Source organism: Paraburkholderia sp. NMBU_R16 (assembly GCF_013282575.1).
Taxonomy (GTDB): domain Bacteria; phylum Pseudomonadota; class Gammaproteobacteria; order Burkholderiales; family Burkholderiaceae; genus Trinickia.
In genome coordinates this window covers 13,822-38,388 of the sequence record NZ_JAAAYE010000046.1, presented here as the reverse complement: position 1 = coordinate 38,388, position 24,567 = coordinate 13,822, and the positions used below count along the sequence as shown (strand labels likewise).

Sequence of the window (24,567 nt, the reverse complement as noted above, 5' to 3'; positions counted from 1 at the left end):
CGACGCGCCGTCCCTGCCTCCTCAGGCGGGAATCGTGCGCACCGCGCGTGCGCGCGCTCCGAAAACTTTGAAGAGAAAGTCCAGATCGGTATCGCCGAAATTGCGCGCGTAAGCCGTGATCGCATCGCGGTCGGTGCTCGACCAGTACATGTCGTTCGGGAAGAACAGCTCTGGCATCGTTACGTACGCAACGTTCAGTTCCGCGAGGGATGGCAGATGAAAATCGGTATGGCCGTCTTTCTCGTAGTCGTCGGCCCATTTGGCGGCTGGGTGCGGCATTGCGCGCGCGAGCAGCGCTTGTGTGTTCGCTGCGCCGTCGGTTCTACTCGTTGCCTCCGGTACATGATCCGAACCCCACTCGATGTCGACGGCTTCATCGATCGAGAACACGAGATGCTTAGGTTCGTGGCCCTCGTAATCGGGCATGATCCCCGCATAGAGACCGCCCTGTCCCTGCCAGTATTGGCCGATTGCCGGCGCTTCAATCGATTGGAGAATCATCGAAGACTCCTTTCCCGTGATTGCGAAGTTGCGAAGTTGCGAACTCGCCCGTGCCGGTTCGTTCCGCGCTGCAATGAAGCGGCCGGCCCGTCATTGAACGATCGATGCCGATAGGCCGGGCGTTCGGCTACCCGATATCGGACGGAACGCCGCGAAGCTTCTTTTCGACTAGGCGGGAATCGTTCGCACCGCGCGTGCGCGACCATCGAAGGTTTTGAACAGATGGACGAGATCCATCATGCCTCCGAAATTGATGCCATAAGCCGATGTGGGCGAGTAGTCACTGCTCGCACCGCATGTCGATATCGAAAAGTCGGACGAAGTGCCGTTTTCAAGCTATCAAATTTCGAGCGGAATGGCCCGGGCAGTGCAATGCGAGGTATCGTGTCGTCCTGAAAAGAGCCGCGGAACGCGCTCGCCGCGGCAGCCCCGCCGCCTACATCGAAATCCATACCCGTGACTCTAGATTCGACGCCCGATCAACTCAGCTGGACCGAAGCCGGCACTGAACAACGCGCGCAGTGGCGCTCCGAAGCCGGCGTGCGCGCGCCTAAGCGCGTCGTCGTCGCCGACGATCGCCTTACCGCCGACGCGGCCTATGCGCAAGCTTGCGAGGGCACCGCGCTGCTTTGGCGCGGCGACTTTCAGAACGCTCGTCAGCTGTTGCAGGCCATGGCGCGGCGCATCGACCGCAAACCGCGCAAAACGGCCGACGCGCCGCTCGACGCATTCAATTTGCATCGTCAGGCGCAGGCCCAGCGCGCGCGCACGCTTGGCATGCTGCTGATTCCGCTCGGCGAGGACTATCGCATTGGGTTGCGCCGTGCGCCCGATGTGCGCGACGCGTGCCAGGAGGCATGGGGGCCGGCCGCGGAGCCGAGCGTCGTTTCGCTGCGGGAGTTGCAAGGGCTCATCGGCGCGCACGAGTGGCGCAAGAAGGGTGTCGAGATCGCGGCGCTCGACGGGGCGCGGATCCACCCGCACTATGGGGTGTTTTCACCCGTGCGCGGCGAGTACCTGGAACTCGTTGCGCGGGCGCCGCTGCCGGCGCGGACACTGGCTTTCGATGTCGGCACCGGCACCGGCGTACTGGCGGCGATTCTGGCCAAGCGTGGGCTTGAGCGCGTCGTGGCGACGGACTGCGATGCTCGCGCGCTTGCCTGTGCGCGTGAGAATGTAGCGCGTCTGGGATATGCCGATCGCATCGACGTGATCGAGGCCGATCTTTTTCCTCCAGGGCGGGCGCCGCTGGTGGTCTGCAATCCGCCCTGGCTGCCGGCCCGTCCGAGCTCGCCGGTCGAGCGTGCTATCTACGATCCCGACAGCCGCATGCTTCGCGGTTTCCTGGCCGGGCTCGCCGCGCATCTGGAACCGGGTGGCGAGGGATGGCTGATTCTGTCGGATTTCGCAGAGCACTTGGGGCTGCGCACGCGCGAGGCGCTGATGGCAATGATCGATGCGGCGGGGTTGGAGGTGCGCGGACGCGAAGATATCAGACCTCAGCATCCTAAGGCATCGGATGCTGGGGACCCGCTCTATCGCGCGCGCTCGGCAGAGGTGACTTCGCTCTGGCGGCTTGGCGTGCGTGCGGTGCCGCGTTGACCGACTCGCGGCGCGCTGGTGCCTTCGCGGCTCAGCCCGGATACGCTTCGTCGACTTTCAGGCCCGCGAGCTTGAAGATGACGCGTAGCGTTTGCGGACGGATATCGCGCCTGGACGCGAGCGTCGTCAAAATGAAGTCGACCACCTTCGCGTACTTGAGCAGTGTCAGCAACGTCTCGAGTCGGGTGTCTTCGGTGTCGCGCATCGATTCGGCAAGACGCAGCATTTCGTTGGAAATATCGCGTGCCATTTCGAGCTCGAGCTGCTGTTTTTCCGACCAGCCGGTTGGCGCCGCCAGGAGCGTGGCGAGCATGGCTTGAAACTTTTGCTCTGCATCTCCGTTGGGTATCGTAGCCATCCCTGTCGTCCTTTCGTCAACTTGATCCTTTCGAGGATGTGGGCACCGTATTGCGGCCCCGCATACTCCGTTTCCCCCCGATGCAGTGTTACGTAACATGTGGCCGGTGCTCCGTTGCACGTTACGCTTGCTCCCACCCGTCAGCTTATGCAGCGCGGCGAATCTGCGGCTTGTCGGTTGCGACGACTTCGCAGTAGGACGCGCTGGAGCACGATACGTTCCATCGACTGTCGCCAACGAACGGGAAGCCACGCTTTTCGGTAAACTGACGCGAATCTCCTTGTTGTTCTGTAGGCTGTCGCACGTTAGGCGCGACTTCCGCACAGGTCGCCCCGACGATGTCCGCAAAAAACTACGAAGTCCGTCCCGAACAGTCGGTCGAGCTGCTGAAAGCGCTCCATATCCTGACCCGCGACGGCAAGATGAATCAGGATAGCCGCCGCAAGCTGAAGCAGGTTTACCACCTTTATCAGTTCATCGAGCCGCTACTCGAAGAGGTCCGCCGCGAGAAGGGCTCCGTCTCGCTCGTGGATCATGGTGCCGGTAAGTCCTACCTCGGTTTTATTTTGTACGACCTTTTTTTCAAGGCGTTGCCGCGCGACGACGGTTCGCACATTTATGGAATCGAGACGCGTCCGGAACTCGTCGAACGTTCGAGCGAACTCGCGGCGCGGCTTGGCTTCGAGGGAATGTCGTTCCTGAATTTATCGGTGGCGGAGTCGATCGAGTCGCCGCACCTGCCGTCGACGGTGGACGTGGTGACTGCGCTGCACGCCTGCGACACGGCCACTGACGATGCCATTCGTTTCGCGTTGGCCAAGAAGGCGCGTCATATCGTGCTCGTGCCGTGCTGCCAGGCCGAAGTCGCTGGCGTGTTACGCCGGAACAAGGGCAAATCGCTTGGCAATGCGTTGACTGAAATCTGGCGTCATCCGCTGCACACGCGCGAGTTTGGATCTCAAGTCACAAATGTGCTGCGTTGCCTTCAGCTCGAGGCGCACGGTTATCAGGTGAGCGTGACCGAGCTCGTGGGGTGGGAGCACTCCATGAAGAACGAGTTGATCGTTGCCCAACATAAGGCGCTGTCGGGCCGGCGGGCGGCCGAGCGGCTGACTGAGGTGTTGGATACGCTCGGGCTCGACGCGTTGCGCGAGCGGTTTTTCGTTTAACGCTTACTCCATCTTTCTACGACTACTCCTTCTCTCCCATCCACCGCCGCCAGCACTCGTGACCGAGGCGCCGCATCGTTTCGATGTTGCGTTCGTAAACATCGGCCGCATCGGGAAAGGCGTCGACTGCACGCGTAACGCTTGCTTCGCGCAGCAGGTGCAGGATTGGATAAGGGGCGCGATTGGTATAGTTTTCGATGTCCTCGGGTTCGCTGCCTTCGAAGCGGTAATCGGGATGGAAGCTGGCGATTTGCAGCATGCCTTGCAGGCCCAATTGATCGACAAGCCGTTCGGCAAAGAAAACGCAGTCGTTGAATTCGAGGAAGGCGCCCAGCGCGTGCGGAAGAATCAACAGTGTCGTATCGACTTGCGCCGGGTCTGCCTCGGCGAGCCATTTGAGTTCAGCTTCGAGTTCGGTCAACGCGCCTTCCATATCGCGTGCGTCGCTGACCACATATCGTATCTGTCCCTTCGCATGGACGGCTTTGGCGAACGGGCACAGATTGAGCCCGATCACGGCGCGCACGAGCCAATGCTGCGTCGCCGCGACGACGGCTTCATCGGAGAGCGGACGCCCGCCCATGTCGGGGGATACCGCGTTCACGTTGCCGCTCATGCCTGCGCATCCCCCGCTCGCGAACACGCGGCGGGACAAGCGGCGGCAACGAGCTGGGCGGCTAGCCGGGGCGCCGCCTTGATAGGCCCGCAGCCGGGCCCGTATGTCTGACTTGCGGCATAAATGCCTTCGATCAGCAGCGCGAGCGCGTTCGCAAGGTACGCTGGATCGTCCGCACCGGCGGCGGTCGTGAGGGCGAGGAGCCGCGCCATCAGCTCCGTCTTGTTGCGCGCCACGCACTGGCGCGCGGGATGGTTCGCCTCGGGAAATTCCGCCGACACGTTCACGAACGGGCAGCCCCGATAACCCTCGACCGATGCGCGGCCCGTCAGGTCTTCGAAATATTGAGCGATCTGACGGATCGGCTCGCCCGGATGCTTGCCGATACTGCCGTCGAAGCGCTCGAAAAAGCGCTCGCTCGCCTGTTCGAGGTAGGCGACCACGAGTTCGTCCTTCGACGAAAACTGCCGGTACAGGCTCATTTTATTGACGCCGGCACGCTCGACGACGGCATCGACGCCGACCGCCCGAACTCCCTCCCGATAGAACAGCTCGCCGGCGGCGCGCAGCAGCAACTGCTGCGCCGTGGGGCCCGCTGTATGAGGGCGGGAGCGGGCGGCGGATTTATCCGAGGCAGTGCGGGTCATGAGCGTTCCTTCCGGTGATCGTGCGTTCAGGCCTACGAATCGACACGCTTGACATGTTACCGATCGGTAACTAGCATTGCAACTCAACTTTGTGACAGGTTGGTCACAACAGCGGGCGCAGGGGCCCGGGAACGCGTCGAAGAACACCTCGAATCAATGAACAGCGCGCCGCATCGCGCGGTACGTCAAGAAAAAGGAGCGCCGATGAACTGGGCAGCGAAACGGATAGGAGGAAGGTTCCACTACGGCTGGCTCGCAGCTGCCGTGGTGTTTCTGGTGCTGCTGGCGGCAGCGGGCACGCGCGCGACGCCGAGCGTCATGATGGTGCCGCTCGAGCACGAGTTCGGCTGGAGCCGCGCCACGATCTCGCTGGCAATCTCGGTGAATATCGCGCTCTATGGCTTGACCGGGCCCTTCGCCGCGGCGGCGATGCAGCGCTTCGGCGTGCGCCCGACGGTGTTGGCCGCGCTGGCCGTGATGGCGGGCGGGGTGGCATTGTCCTCGATGATGACCGCGCCGTGGCAAATGGTGCTGAGCTGGGGCGTAATGGTGGGAGGCGCCACAGGCGTGGCCGCGCTGACGCTCGGTGCGACGGTGGTCAATCGCTGGTTCGTCGAGCGGCGCGGTTTCGTCATGGGCATCCTGACGGCCAGCTCGGCCACGGGGCAGCTCGTATTTCTGCCGATGCTGGCCTCGGTGGCGCAGCACCATGGCTGGCGGCCGGTCGTGATGATCGTCGCGGCAGCTGCGGTCATCGTGCTGCCGCTCGTTTTCTTCCTGTTGCCCGAGCGCCCGGCCGACGTCGCATTGCGTCCCTACGGCGCGGCGCCCGACGCACCGGTCGCCACTGCCGGCACGACGCAAAATCCACTCGCGATTGCTTTCGGTACGTTGGCCCGGGCGTCCGGAAAGCGCGACTTCTGGCTGCTGTTCTTCAGCTTTTTCGTCTGCGGGGCCAGTACGAATGGCTATATCGGCACGCATCTGATCGCCATGTGCGGCGATTATGGGATGACCGAGGTGCAAGGCGCGTCGCTGCTCGCTGCGATGGGAATTTTCGATCTCGTCGGCACGACGCTCTCGGGCTGGCTGTCCGACCGGTTCAACAGCCGTACGCTGCTCTTCTGGTACTACGGACTGCGCGGCCTGTCGCTGATCTATCTGCCGCATGCATTTGGAGTCCAGTTCTTCGGTTTGCCGCTGTTCGCGATGTTCTACGGGCTCGACTGGATTGCCACCGTGCCGCCCACCGTCCGGCTCACGACCGACGTATTCGGCAAGGACTCGGCGCCTGTCGTATTCGGATGGATCGTTGCCGGGCATCAGCTCGGTGCGGCCTTCGCTGCGTTCGGCGCCGGTGTGCTGCGTGCCGATCTCGGGACCTACACCGTCGCGTCGACGATCTCGGGCGGGTTGTGTCTCGTCGCCGCCATCGTCGTACTGCGAATCCACCGCCGAGGCCTGGTGCGTGATCTGAGTCCGGCCGCATGACGCATGCGGCGATATTCCCGGCGTAGTGGGACATCGCCGCTGCGAGGCGCTTGCAACGAGGGCGCCCCGCAGCGCTTCATCGTAGGTCACTCGTCGTCGGGCAGCGCCGAAAGCGGCAACGCAACGTGCTCGAGCGGTCTGCGTTCAGCATCCACGCCCCAGATTGCCGCGACGACCGCCGCGGCGATCATCAACGCAGAGCCCACCAGATAGCCGTCGAAGACAGCGCTGCGTTCGTGCGTATCGATGAGCCGCCCAAAGAACGCCGGCCCCGCGATCCCGCCAAGGCCCGTGCCGAAGGCATAGAAGACAGCGATGGCGAGTGCACGGATTTCCAGCGGAAACGATTCGCTGACCGTGAGGTAGGCGGAGCTTGCAGCCGCCGAGGCAAAAAAGAAAATCACCATCCAGGCGGCGGTCTGTTGCACGACGTCGAGCATCTGCCGCTCGAACAGATATCCGCTTCCGATGAGCAGTAAGCCCGATAGGGCATAGGTGAACGTAATCATCGTACGGCGGCCGATGGCATCGAACGCATGCCCCAGCACCAGCGGCCCCAGGAAATTGCCGAGCGCGAACGGCAGCAGATACCAGCCTACACGCGCGCCGGGCACGTGATAGAAATCGGTGAGCACCAGCGCATAGGTGAAGAATATGGCGTTATAGAAAAACGCCTGCGCCGTCATCAGCGCGAGGCCGACGAGCGAGCGCCGTCGATGCAGTACGAAGAGCGCCGCGAACACTTCGCGCAGCGGCGTGTGCCCGCGCCTGATAAAGCGCAGTGTACGTACCGCCTCCTGGGTCGGCCGTCTGCCTGCCCGGTGAAAGCGTGCTTCTATCGCCTCGACGATTTCGCCCGCTGCATGGGGCTGATTGTGCGTGATCAGCCAGCGCGGACTTTCCGGTACCCACATGCGCATCCAGACGATCGCGAGCGCGAGGGCCGCGCCGATGAAAAAACATAGCCGCCAGCCGAGATCGCCCGGTGCCAGCCGCGGATCGAGCAACACCAGCGAGCCGCCGGCGCCGAGTGCGGCGCCCACCCAGAACGTGCCGTTGATGCCGAGATCGGTCCAGCCGCGCACACGGGCCGGCGTGAATTCCTGAATCGTCGAGTTGATTGCGGCGTACTCGCCGCCGATTCCCGCGCCGGTCAGAAAGCGAAAGAGCGCGAAGCTCGCGAGATTCCAGGAAAGCGCGGTGGCGGCCGTGGCGGCCACATAGAGTCCGAGGGTGATGAAAAAGAGTTTGCGCCGTCCCAGCCGGTCCGTCAGCCAGCCGAAGCCGAGCGCGCCGAGTACGGCCCCTGCGATATAGGCGCTGCTGGCAAGGCCCACGTCGGCGTTCGAAAATCGGAGAACCGGGCTTGCTTTCGATGCGCTCGCCACCGCCCCGGCAAGCGTGACTTCGAGCCCGTCGAGGAGCCACGTCACGCCGAGCGCCGCCACGATGAGTGTGTGAAAGCGCCCCCATGGCAGGCGATCGAGCCGGGAGGGTAAGTCCGTTTCGATGACATCGGGGCGAGGTTCATCTACGGTGCGATCGAGGGCGGGTTGAGCCACGCGGCGATTCTCCTGGTGAAAGCCGGCTGCAAGCCTGCGATGGCAGGCGGAACGTACGTCGCGCGCAATCCTCGTGCCCGCGATCGGTGGCGGCGAAGTGTCCGGGTTGCCTCCGAGATTTGCGGTTGCCCGAGCGGGGCGTTCGTGTTACAAAGCCGGTCCTTCTTCGCAGCCTCGACGGGTGACGCCATGCCAGCGACGACTTACTGCGCGATAGATTTTGGCACTTCGAACTCTGCCGTTGCGCTGCCCGCGGCCGGTGCCGTGCGTCTCGCCCCTGTCGAAGGCGAACATGCGACGTTGCCGACGGCCGTTTTCTTCAACACCGATGAAAATTCGCGCGTGTACGGCAGAGCAGCGCTCGAGGCCTATATCGACGGCTTTGACGGGCGCCTCATGCGCTCGCTCAAGAGCATTCTCGGTTCTCCGCTCGCGGAGACCACGACGGAGCTCGGTGACGGGACGGCGATCAAGTACACCGATGTCATCGCGCTTTTCATCGCACATTTGAAGGCTTGCGCGGAGGCTTGTGCGCACGATGCCGTGACCCGCGCGGTGCTGGGCCGTCCGGTGTTTTTCGTCGACGACGACCCGCGTGCCGACCGCCTCGCGCAGCGTCAGCTCGAGGCGGCTGCCGAGGCCGCCGGCTTGCGCGAATTGCACTTCCAGTACGAGCCGATCGCGGCCGCGTTCGACTACGAAGCCCGCTTGACCAACGAGGGGCTCGTGCTCGTGGCCGATATCGGCGGCGGCACGTCGGATTTCTCGCTCGTACGCGTCGGCCCCGAGCGCATGAAGCGCGTCGAGCGCAAGGACGACGTGCTCGCGCATCACGGCGTGCATGTCGCGGGGACGGATTTCGATCGCCGGGTGAATCTCGCGACGATCATGAGGGAACTCGGCTACAAATCGCTCGATCCCGAAGGCCGCGAAGTGCCGAACCGGGTCTACTTCGATCTTGCGACGTGGCACCTGATCAACACCGTCTATACCGGCAAGCGTAGCGGTGAAGTCCGGCTCATGCGGCATCTCTATCGCGATGTGCGGCACCATGAGCGGCTGGTCCGTGCGGTGGAACACCGCCTGGGCCATGCCCTTGCCGCGCGGGCGGAAGAGGCAAAGATCGGCGTGGCGGCGGGCGGGCAGACATCGATAGATCTGGACGATGTCGAGCCCGGGCTTTCACTCGCGTTCGAGGATGCACAACTGATCGATGCGGGTTTCGAGGAGACTCGCCGCATCGTCGATGCAGCGCTGGATACGGCGCGCGCGGCAGGTCTCGCGCCAAACGATGTCGACGCGATCTATTTCACCGGTGGCTCGACGGGCCTTGCATTCCTGACCCATGCCATCGCGAACGCCTTCCCTGAGGCCACGCCCGTCTTCGGCGACCGCCTGGCGAGCGTTGCGATGGGGCTCGGCATCCATGCGCGGCGCGTCTTCGCCCACGCGTGAATCGACAAAATGAAAAAACCCCGCATTCGCGGGGTTTTTGCGTCAGTCAAGACGGTGTCGCTTACAGCGGCTTGATGTTGGCCGCTTGCTTGCCCTTGGGGCCCGTCTTCACTTCGTACTGGACCTTCTGGTTTTCCTGAAGCGTCTTGAAGCCTTCGGCACGGATTTCCGAGAAATGCGCGAAGAGATCTTCGCCGCCGCCATCGGGCGTAATGAAGCCAAAGCCTTTCGCGTCATTGAACCACTTGACGGTACCGGTTTCCATATTACTGTTTCCTAAAAATGAGTGAACAAGGCCGAAGCCCGGGGTGCATGAAGATCAAGGAAGGGTAATAGGACCAACCGGAGTACCTGAAGGGCGAACCACGAAAGACCAATTCACACGCGCCACTTGAAATCCTGCCACGACGTTATACGGCGAATCCTGCGCGCGGTCAACATCGCCCTACTGTGCCAGTGGGATAGAACGCTTTGCCCCGCACCGGTGCGATTCGCCTCATTTTTGATGGTTCCAGATCAAATCATGCCCTACGGTGGGGCGCAGCCGGTAAACTACCGCCGCGCGACAGGGTTGCGCCTGGTTGCGGCGAGCTCCGCTGCGAGGTCAGGCGCCCGAGCGAGCCCCACAAAGGTTCGCATACGGCCCGTCGGGCAGTTCGAAAATCCTAAGGAGAGGTTGTGAAAAGTTCTATTCAACGGAACATCGGGCCGTTTGCGCTGATGCTGACGGGGCTCGGTTCGATCATCGGTTCCGGGTGGCTCTTCGGAGCGTGGAAGGCGGCCAAGATTGCGGGCCCGGCCGCGATCTGCGCCTGGATCATCGGCGCCGTCGTCATTTTGGCCATTGCGCTCACCTACGCCGAACTCGGTGCCATGTTTCCGGAATCGGGCGGCATGGTGCGTTATGCCCGTTATTCGCACGGCGCACTCGTCGGCTTCATCAGCGCATGGGCGAACTGGATCGCCATCGTGTCCGTCATTCCCATCGAGGCCGAGGCATCCATTCAGTACATGAGTACCTGGCCCTATGACTGGGCTCACGCGTTGTTCGTCAACGAATCGTTAACGCCAATGGGCATAGCCCTGTCGGCAGTGCTGGTCATCGTTTATTTCCTGCTCAACTACTGGGGCGTCAAGGTTTTCGCGCGCGCCAACACGGCTATCACCGTCTTCAAATTCCTGATCCCGGGACTCACGATTCTGGGCCTTTTCACCGGCTTTCATCACGAGAACCTCGGCGCGCAGGGCGAGTTCGCGCCCTACGGCTGGTCCGCGGTCTTCACGGCCGTCGCGACGAGCGGGATCGTGTTCGCGTTCAACGGCTTCCAAAGCCCGGTGAACCTCGCCGGCGAGGCACGCAATCCGGCGAAAAGCGTGCCGTTCGCGGTCATCGGCTCGATTCTGCTCGCGCTCGTCATCTACGTCCTGTTGCAGATAGCGTATATCGGCGCAGTCAATCCTGCCGACGTCGCCAAGGGCTGGAATCACTTCAATTTTGCCTCGCCGTTCGCGGAGTTGGCGATCGCGCTGAATCTGAACTGGCTCGCCATCATGCTTTACGTCGACGCGTTCGTCAGTCCGAGCGGTACCGGCACGACGTACATGGCCACGACGACCCGCATGATCTACGCGATGGAGCGCAACAATACGCTGCCGAAGATGTTCGGCAACGTGCACCCGTTCTACGGTGTGCCGCGCAATGCGATGTGGTTCAACCTGCTCGTCTCGTTCATCTTTCTGTTGTTCTTCCGCGGCTGGAGCTCGCTCGCGGCCGTCATTTCCGTCGCAACCGTCATTTCCTATCTGACCGGGCCGATCAGCCTCATGGCGCTGCGCCGTGCCGCCACGGATGTCGCGCGGCCGCTCCGTCTGCCGCTCATGAACATCGTCTCGCCGTTCGCATTCGTTTGCGCGTCGATGGTTCTTTACTGGGCGAAGTGGCCGCTGACGGGCGAAATCATCCTGTTGATGATCGTGGCGTTGCCTGTCTATTTCTACTACCAGGGCAAGTCGGGTTGGACCGGTTGGGGGCGCGATCTCAAGGCCGCTTGGTGGCTCATCGCGTATCTGCCGACGATGGCACTGCTGTCCCTGATCGGCAGCAAGCAGTTTGGCGGCATGGGCGTGCTGCCTTACGGCTGGGACATGCTCGTCGTCGCGGTGTTCTCGCTCGGGTTTTATTACTGGGGTGTCAATACCGGGTATCGCACGCACTACCTGGACGAGCGCGAGCCCGAAGAGGAAATCATGCAAGGGGTAGGCGTGTAAGCGCCGCGAGGCTCGACTGAGCTTTCGATCGATGACGCATTCGATGCGCGCCCCGCCCGGCCCTCCGCGGCCGGGCGGGGCGCGCTGACTTTACGGAGCCGGCGTGTCGAACACGTAGTTCGTCATCGCGAGCGCGCGTTGATAGGTACCCAACGAGTCGATCTGGAGCGAGTAATCGTCGGGCGCCGCACCGAGCGCCGCGTAGAGCGGCAGCAAATGCTCGTCGCTCGGATGCATCAGTGCCGCATGCGGTGCCTGCCGTCGGTAGTCGAGCAGCGCATCGATATCGTGCGAGGCAAGTCTCTCCTCGAACCAATCCGTGAACTGCGCCACGCGCGGATCGACATCGTCCGGTCCGGCGTTGAAATCAGCTGCCCGCAGGTTGTGGGTGATCTGGCCCGAACCCACGATCATCACACCGTCGTCCGCAAGCGGACGCAACGCACGTCCCATCCGGAAGTGATGCATCGGGTCGCGGTGCGGCTGGATCGACAGTTGTGCGACCGGCACGTCGGCTTGCGGAAACATCAATAGCATCGGCACCCACGCGCCGTGATCGAGCCCGTGCTCGGCGGTCGCGGCATCGATGCCTTGCGCCTCGAGCAGCGCTACGGCCTGACGTGCGACCTCGGGTGCACCCGGCGCCGGGTAGTCGATCTCATACAGCGCACGCGGAAACCCGTGAAAATCGTGGATTGTCGCCGGCGAGGCTGCCGTACTGGCCACAGGCTTGGCCGTACCCCAGTGCGCCGAGAGCATCAGAATCGCACGCGGACGCGGCAGTCGGGCCGCAAGCGTGCCGAATGCCGCCGAGGGCAGTGCGGGATCGATCGGCAGCGTAGGCGCACCGTGGGACAAATAAAGCGAGGGTAGACGGGACATGATCGAAGCGTCGCGCAATGCGGCAAAAGGTGATTTGCCTCGACTATAGGCGCACCCGTCGCCGCGATAAATCCGTCTTCATGAAACGCATCGTATCGCGCTGGTTGGCAATGGACGCCGATACGTGCCCAACGCCGACCGACGACTAGTCGGTCGGTTCGCCGCGCAACCCGGGCCACGCTGCCGCGAGTGGGTGGCCTAAGCCGAAGAGGTCGAGCACGCGTGCGACGGTGTCATCGACGATCTCATCGATCGAAGCGGGCCGATTGTAGAACGCGGGCAGCGGCGGAAAGACGATCCCGCCCATTTCGGTGACGGCCGTCATATTGCGCAGATGCGCTAGATTCAGCGGTGTTTCGCGCACGAGCAGCACGAGCCGACGCCGTTCCTTGAGCGTGACGTCCGCGGCGCGTGTAATGAGGTTATCGGCGAAGCCGTGGGCGATGCTCGCGAGCGTCTTCATCGAGCAGGGTGCGACGATCATGCCGTCGGTCGCGAACGATCCCGACGCGATGCTGGCGCCGACGTCACGCACGGAATGGACGACGTCGGCGAGCGGATGTACATCGTCTTTGGTCAACTGCAGCTCGTGCTGCAGATTGAGCCAACCGGCACTCGAAATCAGCAAATGCGACTCGATCCCGCCTATGCGGCGCAGCGTTTCGAGCAGCCGCACGCCGTAGATCGCACCGGTCGCTCCGGTGATGGCGACGATGAGCCGGCGCGGGGGCGCGCTGGGCGATGGCATGGCTTGGCAGTCGATCAGGCGGCGCGACGCAACGCGCGCGGCGTCAAGCGGCGGTGAAGAGCTGTTGGAGTTCGCCCGATTCGTACATCTCCATCATGATGTCCGAGCCGCCGATGAATTCGCCCTTCACGTAAAGCTGCGGAATGGTGGGCCAGTTCGAAAATTCCTTGATGCCCTGGCGAATTTCGTCGTCTTCGAGAACGTTGACCGTCTTGAACTCGCCGACGCCGCATGCTTTCAGAATCTGCACGGCGCGCCCGGAAAAACCGCACATCGGGAATTGCGCATTGCCTTTCATAAAGAGCACGACCGAGTGTTCGTCGACGATTTGCTTGATGCGTTGTTGCGTGTCCATGACTGACCTTGAATCCGTGACAGGCACGGAATGTGGGGGAGATAGAGCGAAATGATAACGGATTTCGCACTCGGGGGCCCGGGCCGCCTCGCGCCGTAGGGGCCGCGACGCTGCGGCCCAGCTTACGCCGGCGCGGCGCCGCCGCTCGCGCGCTCGATGCCGGCCAGATCGGCCAGCGAGCCGACATTCTCGAAACCGTGCTTCACAAAGAGTGCACGGACGGCTTCGGCTTGATCGTAGCCGTGCTCGACCCAAACCTGGCCGCCCCGTGCGACGAATCGGCGCGCCCCGTCCACGATGGTCCGAATCGCTGCGAGGCCGTCGGCTTCGTCAGTCAACGCGCCGCGCGGCTCGAAGCGCAAATCACCCTGCGCGAGATGCGGATCGCCCGCGGCTATGTAGGGCGGGTTGCCGACAATGACATCGAATGCGAGCGTCGGGGCGAGCGCGGCATACCAATCGCTTTCAATGAGCGTCGGTGCCCCGCCCGGGCGGCGTGCATCGACCAGCTTCGCGACGTTGCGCGCGGCGACGGCGAGCGCCGCGGCCGAGCGATCGAGGGCCCAGATGCGAGCGTCGGGTCGCGTCGCGGCGATGGCCACGGCAATCGCGCCGCTGCCTGTACCGAGGTCCAGCACGCGCGGCATGGCAATGTCGACGATAGCCGCGAGCGCCGTTTCGACGAGCAGCTCGGTTTCGGGGCGCGGGATCAATACGTCCGGCGTGATCTCGAACTGGAGTCCGAAAAACTCGCGGCTGCCCGTGAGTTGTGCGACCGGTTCGCCATTCATGCGGCGCGCTTCGAGCGCGCGATAGCGGTGAAGCGCCTCATTGTCGAGCTGCTCGTCGCCGCGCGTGATGAGTTCCGTGCGCCGCCAGCCTAGCGCGTGAGCGAGCAGAATGCGCGCTTCGAGCGCGGGCAAGCGCGTCGCGCCCAGCAGCGCGGCGGGGGTGGCCGGTGTGCTCGGCCCGACCGCACGATCGGGCGCGGGGGCGGGGCGTCGGGTCGTCATGGTGGCGGATCGTCCGTTCGGTGCGGCAAAAAGGGCGCTGGCGTGCTCAGTCCGCGTCGCCGAGCGACGCGAGCAATTCGGCCTGATGCTCGCTCACGAGCGCCGCGATCAGGTCGTCCAGATCGCCGTCCATGACGGACTCGAGCTTGTAGAGCGTCAGATTGATGCGGTGATCGGTGAGCCGGCCTTGCGGGAAGTTGTAGGTCCGGATGCGTTCCGAGCGATCTCCCGATCCGATCAGGCTCTTGCGCGTGGCGGCTTCCTTCGCATGCTGCTCGTGGTACTGCTTGTCTTTGATACGTGCTGCGAGCACCTTGAGCGCGCGGTCCTTGTTCTTGTGCTGCGACCGATCGTCCTGGCATTCGACGACGATGCCTGTCGGCAAATGCGTGATGCGCACGGCCGAATCGGTCTTGTTGATGTGCTGACCGCCCGCACCCGACGCACGGAACGTATCGATGCGCAAATCGGCCGGGTTGATCTCGACTTCGCCGATCTCGTCGGCCTCAGGCATGACCGCGACCGTACACGCGGAAGTGTGGATGCGGCCCTGCGTTTCCGTGGCCGGCACCCGCTGCACGCGATGACCGCCCGACTCGAACTTGAGCCGCGAGTAGGCGCCCTGGCCCGCAATCCGGACGATCACTTCCTTGTATCCGCCGAGATCCGAGACGCTTTCCGAAATCATTTCGACCTGCCAACGCTGGCGCTCGGCGTAGCGCAGGTACATGCGCAGCAGGTCGCCGGCGAACAGCGCGGATTCGTCGCCGCCTGTCCCCGCGCGGATTTCGAGGAAGATGTTGCGCTCGTCGTTCGGATCCCTCGGCAGCAGCATCGTGCGCAGCTCCGATTCGAGGCGGCCCATGCGTTCGCGCGCGGCGCGCGCTTCCTCTTCGGCAAAGTCGCGCATCGACGCGTCGGCCAGCAGCTCCTGCGCCGTTGCGGCGTCGGTGCGCGCCTGGCGCCATTGGCCGTAGTGCTCGACGACCGGCCCGATCTCCGCATGTTCGCGCGTGAGCTTGCGATATTGGTCCAGATTGGCCGTCACGTCGCCACGGCTCAGCAAATCGTTGAGTTCGGCCAGCCGGGTGGTCAACTGGTCGAGCTTCTGTTGCATGCTCGTTTTCATGGTCTGGAGCGGGGCTCCTGAAGGGAAGAGGAATCGGGGACGGTGCTCGGGCGGGGTACCCGCGCCGGCGCGGCGTTTTGCCGCGACGCTAACGATCGGAGGGCTTCGCGTGCCGGTATACGCCGCCGAGTAACTCGACGAGCGCGGCCCGGTCTTCGCTGCTCGCGCGGTTGAGCGCGTGCGTCGGGCCGTGGATCAGCTTGTTGGTGAGCGATTGCGACAAGGCTTCGAGCACCGCGGCCGGGTCGTCGCCACGCGCGAGCATCTTTTGCGCGCGCTCGAGTTCGGCGCGCCGCAGCGCGTCGGCCTGCATGTGCATGTGGCGGATCACCGGCACGGCGCTGCGTGCGTCGAGCCACTGCATGAAGTGCTGTACGCGCGTCTCGATGATCGCTTCGGCCTGGGCCACCGCCGCTTGTCTGGAAGCGTTGCCTGCGCGAACGATCGCACCGAGATCGTCGACGGTATAGAGAAAAACGTCTTGCAGCTCGGCCACTTCGGACTCGATGTCGCGCGGCACCGCGAGATCGATCATGAAGATCGGCCGGCGCCGCCGTGCCTTGACAGCCCGTTCGACGGCGCCGAGTCCGATGATCGGCAGCGTCGATGCCGTGCACGAAACGATGACGTCGAACTCGTGCATGCGCGTGGGCAGCTCGGCGAGTGCCATCGCACGTCCGCGAAAGCGTTCGGCCAGCTTCGCGCCGCGCTCCACGGTACGGTTCGCGATGACCAACTCGCGCGGCTCCTGTGCGGCGAAGTGCGTGGCGCAGAGTTCGATCATCTCGCCCGCGCCGATGAAAAGCACGCGCTGGTTCGAGATTTTGTCGAAGATGCGCTGGGCTAGGCGGACCGCCGCGGCGGCCATCGAGACCGACTGGGCCCCTACGGCCGTCGTGCCGCGCACCTCCTTCGCGACCGAGAACGTGCGCTGGAACAGCTGATTGAGGTAGGTGCCGAGCGCCCCCGCCTCGGAAGCGGCACGCACGGCGTGCTTCATTTGTCCGAGGATTTGGGTTTCGCCGAGCACCATCGAATCGAGCCCCGAGGCAACGCGAAAAGCGTGGCGCACGGCTTCCGACTGCGGCAGCGCATAGACGTGCGGGGCGAGATCGGCTGCGTCCATGCCGTGATAATGCGAAAGCCATTCGATGGCGATTTCGCGCGGCGCGCGGTCGTCAGTCGCGCAATAGAGCTCTGTCCGATTGCAAGTCGACAGGATCGCCGCCTCGGGAGCCCCAAGCGCCGGCCGCCCCAGCCACAGCGATCTGAGCGCCGCGAGCGCCGGCTTGATCTCTTCGAGCGGAAACGCCACACGTTCGCGCAGTGCGACGGGCGCTGTGTGGTGATTGATTCCGATCGTTAGCAGTTGCATATGCGGGGTGCATTGCCGCCAGGTTGACAGGGCGGCGCTAGGATTTCAGCCGGGTATTATAACGGTTCCATGCTTTGGGCACGTCCGCGTCAATCCCCGGTGCGGGCCCCGAAGCGTCCCTTTCCCAACGATCTCCGTCATAGAAAAAGACCGCCATGCAATCGACAGGTTCATTCCATTTCCGCGTGTTTCGACCGGTACGGTCGACGGCGGCGCGCGGCTGATGGGATGGCCCGGACTCGTCGTGCTCGGCATCGTGGTCGGGCTGGCCGGCTGGCGCTTGCACCCGCTCTATCGCGCGAGCCGCGTGCGCTGGTTCGTTGCCGTTGGTGTCGGCATCGTGGCCGCCGCGGCAGCGAAGATGGCTGGCAACGTGTCCGGGCTTTTCTACGATGGCGGGGTGTTCGAGTGGCCGGTCTGCACGGCCGTCGCGTTCATCGCCGTGGCGGTGACCGTCGGGCTGGCGACTCGACGATAAATGAGGCCTGATTCATGAACGACCGACCTACCGAGACCGCCGGGTCCGCCCTGGACATTGCCGCACGCATCGCGCGCTTGCGCGATGCCATGGCGCGCGAGCGGCTGGACGCCTACGTCGTGCCGTCCTCAGATCCGCATCTGTCCGAATATCTGCCCGCACGCTGGCAAGCCCGGCAGTGGCTCTCGGGCTTCACGGGCTCCGCCGGCACGCTCGTCGTCACAGCGGACTTCGCGGGCGTGTGGACCGATAGCCGCTATTGGGTGCAAGCCGCCGCCGAACTCGAGGGCAGCGGGGTCGAACTCATGAGGATGACGGCGGGGCAGCAATCGCAGCCGCATGTCGATTGGCTCGCGCAGCGGCTGGCCTCGGGGTCGAACGTGGGAGCCGATGGTTCAGTGCTGGCGCTCGCCGCCGCACGTGCATTGGCCGATGCGCTGAGCGCGCGAGGCATCGGGCTGCGGACCGACCTCGATCTGTTGGACGCGGTGTGGGCAGACCGTCCGGAACTGCCCTCAGCGCCCGTTTACGAGCATCGAGAGCCGTACGCGTGCGTGGCGCGGGTTCAAAAGCTCGAAGCCGTGCGGCGAGCGATGCGCGAACAGGGCGCGCAGTGGCATTTCGTCTCGACGCTCGACGATCTCGCCTGGCTCACGAATCTGCGCGGTGCCGATGTCAATTTCAATCCCGTCTTCGTCGGCCATGCGCTGATCGGTCTCGAGTCGGCCACGCTTTTCGTCGGCGCAGGCAAGGTGCCGCCCGATGTCGCCGCTAGCCTCGCGCGCGACGGCGTGTCGATCGCACCGTACGAGCGGGCGTCTGCCGCGCTTGCGGCGCTGCCTTCCGGCGCGACGTTGCTCATCGATCCGCGGCGCATCACCTACGGCTTGCGCGAGGCGGTGCCGCAGTCGGTCGACGTGGTCGAGGCGGTCAACCCGTCCACGTTCGCGAAGTCGCGCAAGACTGCCGCCGAGGCGGAGCACGTGCGCGCGACGATGGAACAGGACGGCGCCGCGCTGGCCGAGTTCTTCGCCTGGTTCGAAAACGCGCTTGGTCGGCAAACGCTGACCGAGCTCATCGTCGACGAACGGCTCACCGCCGCGCGAGCGCGCAGGCCCGGCTACATTTGCCAGAGCTTTGGCACCATTGCCGGTTTCAACGCGAATGGCGCGATGCCGCACTATCGCGCGACCGAGGCATCGCATGCGCGCATCGCGGGCGATGGATTGCTGCTGATCGATTCGGGCGGACAGTATCTGGGCGGCACGACCGACATTACGCGGGTGATGCCGATCGGCTCGATCACCGACGCGCAACGACGCGATTTCACGCTGGTGCTCAAGGGCATGATCGCGCTTTCGCGCGCCCGTTTTCCGCGGGGTATCCGTTCGCCGATGCTCGATGCCATCGCGCGTGCGCCGATCTGGGAAGCTGGTGTCGACTACGGGCACGGCACGGGGCATGGCGTCGGTTATTTCCTCAACGTACACGAAGGGCCGCAGGTGATCTCGCACTATGCGCCGGCGGAGCCTTATACCGCGATGCAGGAAGGGATGATCACGTCCGTCGAGCCGGGGATCTATCGACCGGGGCAATGGGGCGTGCGAATCGAGAACCTCGTTTTGAGCCGCGCGGCGGGCGAGACGGAGTTCGGCGCGTTCCTCGACTTCGAGACGCTGACGCTGTGCCCGATCGATACACGCGCCATTGCGCCGGCGCTGTTGCGCGATGACGAGCGCGCATGGCTCAACAGCTATCACGAGACGGTGCGTGAGCGTATCTCGCCGCATGTGACGGGTGAGGCCCGAGCCTGGCTCGAGGCTCGCACGCGAGCGATCTGATCTTTGCACGACGAGGGAGAGCGTTGCATGGCAGCGAAGGTGGTGGTCTTCGATTTCGGCGGGGTGCTCATCGACTGGAACCCCGATTATCTGTACCGCAAACTGATTCCCGACGAAGGAGAGCGCCGCCGCTTTCTGACCGAGGTGTGCTCGATGGACTGGGTGGTCCGGCAAGACGGCGGCGAGTTGATCGAGACCGGGACCGCGGAGCTCGTCGCCCGTTTTCCGCAGCATGAATCGCTGATTCGCGCGTTCTATGCGCGCTGGCACGAAATGATCGGTGGGGTGATTGCCGAGGGTGCGGCGCTCGTCGAAAAGCTCGAGGCTGCCGGCGTGCCGCTTTTTGGGCTCACGAATTGGTCGGCCGAGACGTTCCCGTATGCCTGGGATCGTTTCGACGTGCTGCGGCGCTTTCGCGACATCGTCGTATCGGGCCGCGTAAAGCTCGTGAAGCCCGATCCGGCGATTTATGCCGAGATGTTTTCCCGCATCGAGCGGCATGTGCCAGGCGTGGCGGCCCATGATCTCGTCTTCATCGACGACAACATCAAGAACGCGCACGCCGCGGCAGCGCTCGGATGGCACGGCGTGCACCACACGAGCGCGGCCGCCACCGAGGCACGGCTGCGGGAGCTGGGCCTCGCGCTGGGCACCTGAATGAGCGCGCCCGGTTGACCGGGCGCTTGCCGCTTTCCCCGCCCGTATCAGCTCATCAGCGCGTGATCGGCTTATAGCGGATGCGTTTGGGCTTGGCCGCTTCCTCGCCTAGGCGCTTGCGCTTGTCCGCTTCGTACTCCTGGTAATTGCCATCGAAGAAAACCACCTGTGAGTCGCCCTCGAACGCGAGGATGTGGGTGGCGATGCGATCGAGGAACCAGCGGTCGTGCGAGATGACCATGACCGAGCCCGCGAATTCGAGCAGCGCGTCTTCGAGCGCGCGCAGCGTCTCGACGTCGAGGTCGTTCGAGGGTTCGTCGAGCAGCAGCATGTTGCCGCCGGCGATGAGCGTTTTTGCCAGATGCAGGCGCCCGCGCTCGCCGCCGGAGAGATTGCCGACGTTCTTTTGCTGATCCGCACCCTTGAAGTTGAAACGGCCGATGTAGGCGCGCGAGGGCGTTTCGTATTTGCCGACCGTCAGGACATCGGCGCCGCCGGAGATTTCCTCGAAGACCGTCTTCGAGCCGTCGAGCGCGTCGCGGCTCTGATCGACATAGGCGAGCTTGACCGTCGGCCCCATATCGATGGTGCCCGAATCGGGAGTTTCGCGACCTGTCAGCATGCGAAAGAGGGTGGACTTGCCGGCGCCGTTCGGGCCGATGATGCCGACGATCGCGCCGGGCGGCACCTTGAAGCTCAGGTTGTCGATGAGCAGCCGGTCGCCATAGGCCTTGGTGACGTTCTTGAATTCGACCACTTCGTTGCCCAGCCGGTCGCCGGCGGGAATGAAGATTTCCTGCGTCTCGTTGCGCTTTTGGTAATCCTGGCTGCTCAACTCCTCGAAGCGGGCGATACGCGCCTTCGATTTCGCCTGACGGCCCTTCGGGTTCTGGCGCACCCACTCGAGTTCTTTCTTGATCGCCTTTTGACGCGCCGATTCAGCCGTTTCTTCCTGTTTCAGGCGCGTTTCCTTCTGATCGAGCCAACTGCTGTAGTTGCCCTTCCACGGAATGCCGTAGCCGCGGTCGAGCTCGAGAATCCATTCGGCGGCGTTATCGAGGAAGTAGCGATCGTGGGTGACGGCTACGACCGTACCCGGAAAACGCGTGAGGAACTGTTCGAGCCATTCGACGGATTCGGCGTCGAGGTGGTTGGTAGGCTCGTCGAGCAACAGCATGTCGGGCTTTTCGAGGAGCAGCTTGCACAGTGCCACGCGGCGCTTTTCACCGCCCGACAGATTCGCGATCTTCGCGTCCCACGGCGGCAGGCGCAGCGCGTCCGCGGCGACTTCGAGTTGTTGCTCTGGGCTGCCGCCGTCGCTCGCGGCGAGGATCGCCTCGTACTTCGCCTGCTCTGCCGCCAGCGCATCGAAGTCGGCATCGGGTTCGGCGTAGGCCGCGTAGATTTCGTCGAGCTTCTTTTGCGCGCCGAAGACATCGCCGAGGCCTTCTTCGACAGCCTCCCGCACGGTTTTTTCCGGATCGAGCTGCGGCTCTTGCGGCAGGTAGCCGATGTTCAGATTCGGCATCGGCGTCGCTTCGCCTTCGATGTCCCGGTCGACGCCGGCCATGATGCGAATGAGCGTCGATTTGCCCGAGCCGTTCAGGCCGAGCACGCCGATTTTCGCGCCGGGGAAGAACGAGAGCGAGATGTCCTTCAGGATTTGACGCTTGGGCGGCACGATTTTGCCGACCCGGTTCATGGTGTAGACGTATTGGGCCATGTGCGGGGAAACGGAAATTAAGAGAAAACGCTAGTCTTACACGTTACCGGGCGAGCGCGCAAAGAAGCGCGCGTTTCGGTGGGGGCGTGGCCGAGTGCTCAGAGGGGCAAAAGATGGACCGGATCGCAGGCCGCGACGGCGTCGTAACGATAAGCTGGTGCAAGCCGGCATTGGAAGAGCGCACGATGAAATTCGCGGTGGTGACTTACGGAACCGAGGGAGATACGCGTCCGCTCGGCGCATTGTGCCGCGCCCTGATCGACGCGGGTCACGAGGCGCGTATTTTGGCCGATGCATCGACGCTGACGAGTGCGGCGGCGCTTGGCGTACCCGCATCGCCGCTGACGGGCGACATCAAGCGAGCCTTGATGCCGGGCGAGGCGTTATCGAATGTCGTTGGCGGTAAAACGAATTTTTCGAACACGGCCCGCGCTCTGGCGGAGATCGCGAACGCGAATACGATGGTCTGGATGCGCGAGACGCTGGACGCGGCGCGTGGCTGTGATGCGCTGATCGTATCGGCGCTGGCGTCGTTTGTCGGGCTGTCTGTAGCCGAGTGCCTGGGCATCCCCGCTATCGGCGCCGGTATGATTCCGATCACGCCGACCGCTGATTTCGCGTCACCGTTTTTGCCGCCCGGCAAGCTGCCGGGCTGGCTCAACCGCTCGAGCCACCATTTCGTCAATGCGATGCTCTGGCGTGCGTTTCGCAAAGCGACGAACGCGGCGCGAGCGAGCGTTTGTGCGCTGCCCGCACGCGAGCGCGTGTGGACCGAACACCCGATTCTTTACGGTGTGTCGCCGAGCCTGTTGCCACAGCCTCACGATTGGCCGCAGCAGGCGCGTATTTGCGGGCAATGGAGACCGCCGGGTGCGCGCGAATGGTCCGCCCCGAAGCCGCTCGCCGATTTCCTAGCGGCGGGGGAGGCACCGATCTACATCGGCTTTGGCAGCATGGCGGGCTTTGATCGGCGCAAACTTGGCGAAGCATTGATCGGGGCCGTCGGGGGGCGCCGCGCCCTCTTTTACCCGGGATGGAGCGGCATAGATGGCAACGCGTTGCCTTCGAATTTCCATGTGGTTGGGGATACGCCGCATGAGTGGCTCTTTCCGCGCACCTCGATGGTCGTTCACCACGGGGGCGCCGGTACATCGCACTCGGCGGCGCGTGCGGGAGTGCCTTCCGTCGTCGTTCCTTTTGCGGCCGATCAATTCTTTTGGGCGGATCGACTCGCTAAGCGCGGCATCGCACCGGCAGCCGTGCAAGGAAAGCGGGTATCGGCGGCGGCGCTGGCACGCGCCATCGACTTCGCGTCGCGTGCGGAAGTACGCACGCGCGCGGCCGCAATCGGTGCGGCGATGGCGCAAGAAGACGGCCTCGGCGAGGCCGTGCGGACGATCGAGTCGATTGCGCGTGCGGGGAGCCGGGCCGGGCTGGTGGAGCTCAGACGTTGAACAGGAAGTTCATGACGTCGCCATCGTGCACGACGTACTCTTTGCCCTCGGCGCGCATCTTGCCGGCCTCCTTTGCGCCTTGTTCGCCTTTATAGGCAACGAAGTCATCGAACGAGATCGTCTGTGCGCGGATGAAGCCGCGCTCGAAGTCTGTATGAATGACGCCGGCCGCTTGCGGCGCTGTATTGCCGATATGGATCGTCCAGGCGCGCACTTCCTTCACGCCTGCCGTGAAGTACGTCTGCAGACCTAGCAACTTGAAACCAGCACGGATGACACGGTTCAGGCCCGGCTCGTCCATTCCCATATCGGCGAGAAACACTTCCTTGTCCTCGTCGGCCAGATCGGCAATCTCCGCTTCGATCGCCGCGCACACCGCGACGACGGGCGATTTCTCCGCATCGGCATGCCGGCGCACGGCATCGAGGTAGGGGTTGTTCTCGAAGCCGTCGTCTTTCACGTTGGCCACATACATCGTCGGTTTCGCGGTGATGAGGCAAAACGGCTTGAGGAGCGTGGCCTCGTCATCGGACAGATCGAGCGCGCGGATCGGCTTGGCCATATCGAGCTGCGCGCGGGCCTTCTCGAGTACCGCGGCGAGCTTGACGGCTTCCTTGTCGTTGCCCGATTTCGCGGCTTTCGAATAGCGGGCGAGCGCTTTCTCTACAGTGGCGAGATCGGCGAGCGCCAGTTCCGTGTTGATGACTTCGATGTCGGAGAGCGGATCGACCTTGCCGGCCACGTGAATCACGTTTTCGTCTTCGAAGCAGCGCACGACGTGCGTGATCGCATCGGTCTCGCGGATATTGGCGAGGAACTGATTACCGAGGCCTTCGCCCTTGCTCGCTCCGGCGACGAGGCCCGCGATATCGACGAATTCGACGACAGCCGGTACGACGCGCTCAGGCTTGACGATCTCGGCGAGCGCTTTCAGCCGCGCATCGGGTACTTCCACGACACCGACGTTCGGCTCGATCGTACAGAACGGATAGTTCTCGGCGGCGATGCCGGCCTTCGTCAGTGCATTGAAGAGGGTGGACTTGCCGACGTTCGGCAGGCCGACGATGCCGCATTTGAGACTCATGGAAGACCTTTCTGGATCGATCTGTTGCGGTTACTCGCCGCTTCTTCCGTTGTCCGCAATGGACCGAAGTGCGATAGCCGCAAGCTGAATTCGGGTACGAGACGGAACGGGCTCGGATCGGGCGCTTGTCGTCCATGGTTCGTGCTCGTCTTCGACTCG

The 24,567-nt window shown here is 63.8% G+C and carries 23 protein-coding genes; 9 read left to right on the top strand and 14 right to left on the bottom strand.

The annotated features are described in order from the left end of the window. Positions 1-21 precede the first annotated feature (21 nt). Positions 22-501: a DUF1566 domain-containing protein gene (locus GWC77_RS20955; protein WP_173260075.1), complete on the bottom strand. Its 480-nt coding sequence runs from the start codon at positions 499-501 to the stop codon at positions 22-24. A 540-nt stretch (positions 502-1,041) separates the two neighbouring features. Here GWC77_RS20955 and GWC77_RS20950 point away from each other — a divergent pair. Then, a complete protein-coding gene (locus GWC77_RS20950; protein WP_367949071.1) occupies positions 1,042-2,103 on the top strand; it encodes a methyltransferase in 1,062 nt (353 codons plus the stop codon). A gap of 31 nt (positions 2,104-2,134) precedes the next feature. On the opposite strand, the gene GWC77_RS20945 is transcribed toward GWC77_RS20950, so the two are convergent. Continuing rightward, positions 2,135-2,461: a DNA-binding protein gene (locus tag GWC77_RS20945; RefSeq protein WP_173260073.1), complete on the bottom strand. Its 327-nt coding sequence runs from the start codon at positions 2,459-2,461 to the stop codon at positions 2,135-2,137. Between the two features lie 338 nt (positions 2,462-2,799). Between GWC77_RS20945 and GWC77_RS20940 the strand changes: the two genes are divergently transcribed. Next, on the top strand, positions 2,800-3,630 hold the full coding sequence (locus GWC77_RS20940; protein ID WP_173260072.1) for an SAM-dependent methyltransferase: 831 nt from the start codon (positions 2,800-2,802) through the stop codon (positions 3,628-3,630). A gap of 22 nt (positions 3,631-3,652) precedes the next feature. On the opposite strand, the gene GWC77_RS20935 is transcribed toward GWC77_RS20940, so the two are convergent. Further along, complete coding sequence (locus GWC77_RS20935) at positions 3,653-4,213, bottom strand: DUF1415 domain-containing protein (protein WP_173260082.1); 561 nt, start codon at positions 4,211-4,213, stop codon at positions 3,653-3,655. Between the two features lie 29 nt (positions 4,214-4,242). Beyond that, positions 4,243-4,893: a TetR/AcrR family transcriptional regulator gene (locus tag GWC77_RS20930; protein ID WP_173260071.1), complete on the bottom strand. Its 651-nt coding sequence runs from the start codon at positions 4,891-4,893 to the stop codon at positions 4,243-4,245. Positions 4,894-5,097: 204 nt separating this feature from the next. Here GWC77_RS20930 and GWC77_RS20925 point away from each other — a divergent pair, with 204 nt between their 5' ends. Next, positions 5,098-6,384, top strand: a complete 1,287-nt coding sequence (locus tag GWC77_RS20925) for an MFS transporter (protein ID WP_173260070.1) — start codon at positions 5,098-5,100, stop codon at positions 6,382-6,384. A gap of 86 nt (positions 6,385-6,470) precedes the next feature. Here GWC77_RS20925 and GWC77_RS20920 read toward each other — a convergent pair whose 3' ends face one another. Beyond that, entirely contained in the window at positions 6,471-7,946 is a 1,476-nt protein-coding gene (locus GWC77_RS20920) for an MFS transporter (protein WP_173260069.1), read from the bottom strand. 189 nt (positions 7,947-8,135) lie between these two features. Between GWC77_RS20920 and GWC77_RS20915 the strand changes: the two genes are divergently transcribed. Further along, positions 8,136-9,401 carry an Hsp70 family protein gene (locus GWC77_RS20915; protein ID WP_173260068.1) on the top strand — a complete coding sequence of 422 codons (1,266 nt, stop codon included), beginning with the start codon at positions 8,136-8,138 and terminating at the stop codon, positions 9,399-9,401. A gap of 61 nt (positions 9,402-9,462) precedes the next feature. On the opposite strand, the gene GWC77_RS20910 is transcribed toward GWC77_RS20915, so the two are convergent. Next, positions 9,463-9,666 (bottom strand): cold-shock protein, encoded by a 204-nt coding sequence (locus GWC77_RS20910; protein WP_173260067.1) that lies wholly within the window; start codon positions 9,664-9,666, stop codon positions 9,463-9,465. A 413-nt stretch (positions 9,667-10,079) separates the two neighbouring features. Here GWC77_RS20910 and GWC77_RS20905 point away from each other — a divergent pair, with 413 nt between their 5' ends. Then, entirely contained in the window at positions 10,080-11,669 is a 1,590-nt protein-coding gene (locus tag GWC77_RS20905) for an APC family permease (RefSeq protein WP_173260066.1), read from the top strand. Positions 11,670-11,759: 90 nt separating this feature from the next. Here GWC77_RS20905 and GWC77_RS20900 read toward each other — a convergent pair whose 3' ends face one another. The 6 genes from GWC77_RS20900 to hemA all read right to left on the bottom strand — a co-directional run bounded on the left by GWC77_RS20900 (position 11,760) and on the right by hemA (position 17,171). Then, positions 11,760-12,551, bottom strand: coding sequence for a class III extradiol ring-cleavage dioxygenase (locus GWC77_RS20900; protein WP_173260065.1), 792 nt, complete (start codon positions 12,549-12,551; stop codon positions 11,760-11,762). A gap of 145 nt (positions 12,552-12,696) precedes the next feature. Then, positions 12,697-13,299 carry a UbiX family flavin prenyltransferase gene (locus GWC77_RS20895; RefSeq protein ID WP_173260064.1) on the bottom strand — a complete coding sequence of 201 codons (603 nt, stop codon included), beginning with the start codon at positions 13,297-13,299 and terminating at the stop codon, positions 12,697-12,699. Between the two features lie 43 nt (positions 13,300-13,342). Then, the gene (gene grxD, locus GWC77_RS20890) at positions 13,343-13,654 is read right to left on the bottom strand and encodes a Grx4 family monothiol glutaredoxin (RefSeq protein ID WP_173260063.1); all 312 of its coding nucleotides are present in this window, start codon (positions 13,652-13,654) and stop codon (positions 13,343-13,345) included. Positions 13,655-13,776: 122 nt separating this feature from the next. Then, positions 13,777-14,667: a peptide chain release factor N(5)-glutamine methyltransferase gene (gene prmC, locus GWC77_RS20885; protein ID WP_173260062.1), complete on the bottom strand. Its 891-nt coding sequence runs from the start codon at positions 14,665-14,667 to the stop codon at positions 13,777-13,779. A 46-nt stretch (positions 14,668-14,713) separates the two neighbouring features. Then, positions 14,714-15,796 (bottom strand): peptide chain release factor 1, encoded by a 1,083-nt coding sequence (prfA, locus tag GWC77_RS20880; RefSeq protein ID WP_173260061.1) that lies wholly within the window; start codon positions 15,794-15,796, stop codon positions 14,714-14,716. Positions 15,797-15,884: 88 nt separating this feature from the next. Continuing rightward, a complete protein-coding gene (gene hemA / locus GWC77_RS20875; RefSeq protein WP_173260060.1) occupies positions 15,885-17,171 on the bottom strand; it encodes a glutamyl-tRNA reductase in 1,287 nt (428 codons plus the stop codon). Positions 17,172-17,394: 223 nt separating this feature from the next. Here hemA and GWC77_RS20870 point away from each other — a divergent pair, with 223 nt between their 5' ends. Genes GWC77_RS20870 through GWC77_RS20860 form a run of 3 tightly spaced genes read left to right on the top strand, consistent with a single transcriptional unit; the run spans position 17,395 to position 20,147 of the window. Continuing rightward, complete coding sequence (locus GWC77_RS20870) at positions 17,395-17,649, top strand: hypothetical protein (protein WP_173260059.1); 255 nt, start codon at positions 17,395-17,397, stop codon at positions 17,647-17,649. A 14-nt stretch (positions 17,650-17,663) separates the two neighbouring features. Further along, a complete protein-coding gene (locus GWC77_RS20865) occupies positions 17,664-19,490 on the top strand; it encodes an aminopeptidase P family protein (RefSeq protein WP_173260058.1) in 1,827 nt (608 codons plus the stop codon). Positions 19,491-19,517: 27 nt separating this feature from the next. Next, positions 19,518-20,147, top strand: a complete 630-nt coding sequence (locus GWC77_RS20860) for an HAD family phosphatase (RefSeq protein ID WP_173260057.1) — start codon at positions 19,518-19,520, stop codon at positions 20,145-20,147. Positions 20,148-20,202: 55 nt separating this feature from the next. Here GWC77_RS20860 and ettA read toward each other — a convergent pair whose 3' ends face one another. After that, positions 20,203-21,870 carry an energy-dependent translational throttle protein EttA gene (gene ettA / locus GWC77_RS20855; RefSeq protein ID WP_173260056.1) on the bottom strand — a complete coding sequence of 556 codons (1,668 nt, stop codon included), beginning with the start codon at positions 21,868-21,870 and terminating at the stop codon, positions 20,203-20,205. Between the two features lie 185 nt (positions 21,871-22,055). On the opposite strand from ettA, the gene GWC77_RS20850 reads away from it, so the two are divergent. Next, positions 22,056-23,324 carry a glycosyltransferase gene (locus GWC77_RS20850; RefSeq protein WP_173260081.1) on the top strand — a complete coding sequence of 423 codons (1,269 nt, stop codon included), beginning with the start codon at positions 22,056-22,058 and terminating at the stop codon, positions 23,322-23,324. On the opposite strand, the gene ychF is transcribed toward GWC77_RS20850, so the two are convergent. Then, positions 23,314-24,408, bottom strand: a complete 1,095-nt coding sequence (ychF, locus tag GWC77_RS20845; protein WP_173260055.1) for a redox-regulated ATPase YchF — start codon at positions 24,406-24,408, stop codon at positions 23,314-23,316. The two genes, GWC77_RS20850 and ychF, sit on opposite strands and share 11 nt — an antisense overlap. Positions 24,409-24,567: the final 159 nt, after the last annotated feature.

Excerpts from the sequence above, each read along its gene's own strand:
- GWC77_RS20955 (WP_173260075.1), bottom strand. The coding sequence starts at position 501 with ATGATTCTCCAATCGATTGAAGCGCCGGCAATCGGCCAATACTGGCAG.
- GWC77_RS20945 (WP_173260073.1), bottom strand. The coding sequence starts at position 2,461 with ATGGCTACGATACCCAACGGAGATGCAGAGCAAAAGTTTCAAGCCATG.
- GWC77_RS20940 (WP_173260072.1), top strand. The coding sequence starts at position 2,800 with ATGTCCGCAAAAAACTACGAAGTCCGTCCCGAACAGTCGGTCGAGCTG.
- GWC77_RS20935 (WP_173260082.1), bottom strand. The coding sequence starts at position 4,213 with ATGGGCGGGCGTCCGCTCTCCGATGAAGCCGTCGTCGCGGCGACGCAG.
- GWC77_RS20930 (WP_173260071.1), bottom strand. The coding sequence starts at position 4,893 with ATGACCCGCACTGCCTCGGATAAATCCGCCGCCCGCTCCCGCCCTCAT.
- GWC77_RS20925 (WP_173260070.1), top strand. The coding sequence starts at position 5,098 with ATGAACTGGGCAGCGAAACGGATAGGAGGAAGGTTCCACTACGGCTGG.
- GWC77_RS20915 (WP_173260068.1), top strand. The coding sequence starts at position 8,136 with ATGCCAGCGACGACTTACTGCGCGATAGATTTTGGCACTTCGAACTCT.
- GWC77_RS20910 (WP_173260067.1), bottom strand. The coding sequence starts at position 9,666 with ATGGAAACCGGTACCGTCAAGTGGTTCAATGACGCGAAAGGCTTTGGC.
- GWC77_RS20900 (WP_173260065.1), bottom strand. The coding sequence starts at position 12,551 with ATGTCCCGTCTACCCTCGCTTTATTTGTCCCACGGTGCGCCTACGCTG.
- GWC77_RS20895 (WP_173260064.1), bottom strand. The coding sequence starts at position 13,299 with ATGCCATCGCCCAGCGCGCCCCCGCGCCGGCTCATCGTCGCCATCACC.
- grxD (WP_173260063.1), bottom strand. The coding sequence starts at position 13,654 with ATGGACACGCAACAACGCATCAAGCAAATCGTCGACGAACACTCGGTC.
- prmC (WP_173260062.1), bottom strand. The coding sequence starts at position 14,667 with ATGACGACCCGACGCCCCGCCCCCGCGCCCGATCGTGCGGTCGGGCCG.
- prfA (WP_173260061.1), bottom strand. The coding sequence starts at position 15,796 with ATGAAAACGAGCATGCAACAGAAGCTCGACCAGTTGACCACCCGGCTG.
- hemA (WP_173260060.1), bottom strand. The coding sequence starts at position 17,171 with ATGCAACTGCTAACGATCGGAATCAATCACCACACAGCGCCCGTCGCA.
- GWC77_RS20870 (WP_173260059.1), top strand. The coding sequence starts at position 17,395 with ATGGGATGGCCCGGACTCGTCGTGCTCGGCATCGTGGTCGGGCTGGCC.
- GWC77_RS20865 (WP_173260058.1), top strand. The coding sequence starts at position 17,664 with ATGAACGACCGACCTACCGAGACCGCCGGGTCCGCCCTGGACATTGCC.
- GWC77_RS20860 (WP_173260057.1), top strand. The coding sequence starts at position 19,518 with ATGGCAGCGAAGGTGGTGGTCTTCGATTTCGGCGGGGTGCTCATCGAC.
- ettA (WP_173260056.1), bottom strand. The coding sequence starts at position 21,870 with ATGGCCCAATACGTCTACACCATGAACCGGGTCGGCAAAATCGTGCCG.
- GWC77_RS20850 (WP_173260081.1), top strand. The coding sequence starts at position 22,056 with ATGAAATTCGCGGTGGTGACTTACGGAACCGAGGGAGATACGCGTCCG.
- ychF (WP_173260055.1), bottom strand. The coding sequence starts at position 24,408 with ATGAGTCTCAAATGCGGCATCGTCGGCCTGCCGAACGTCGGCAAGTCC.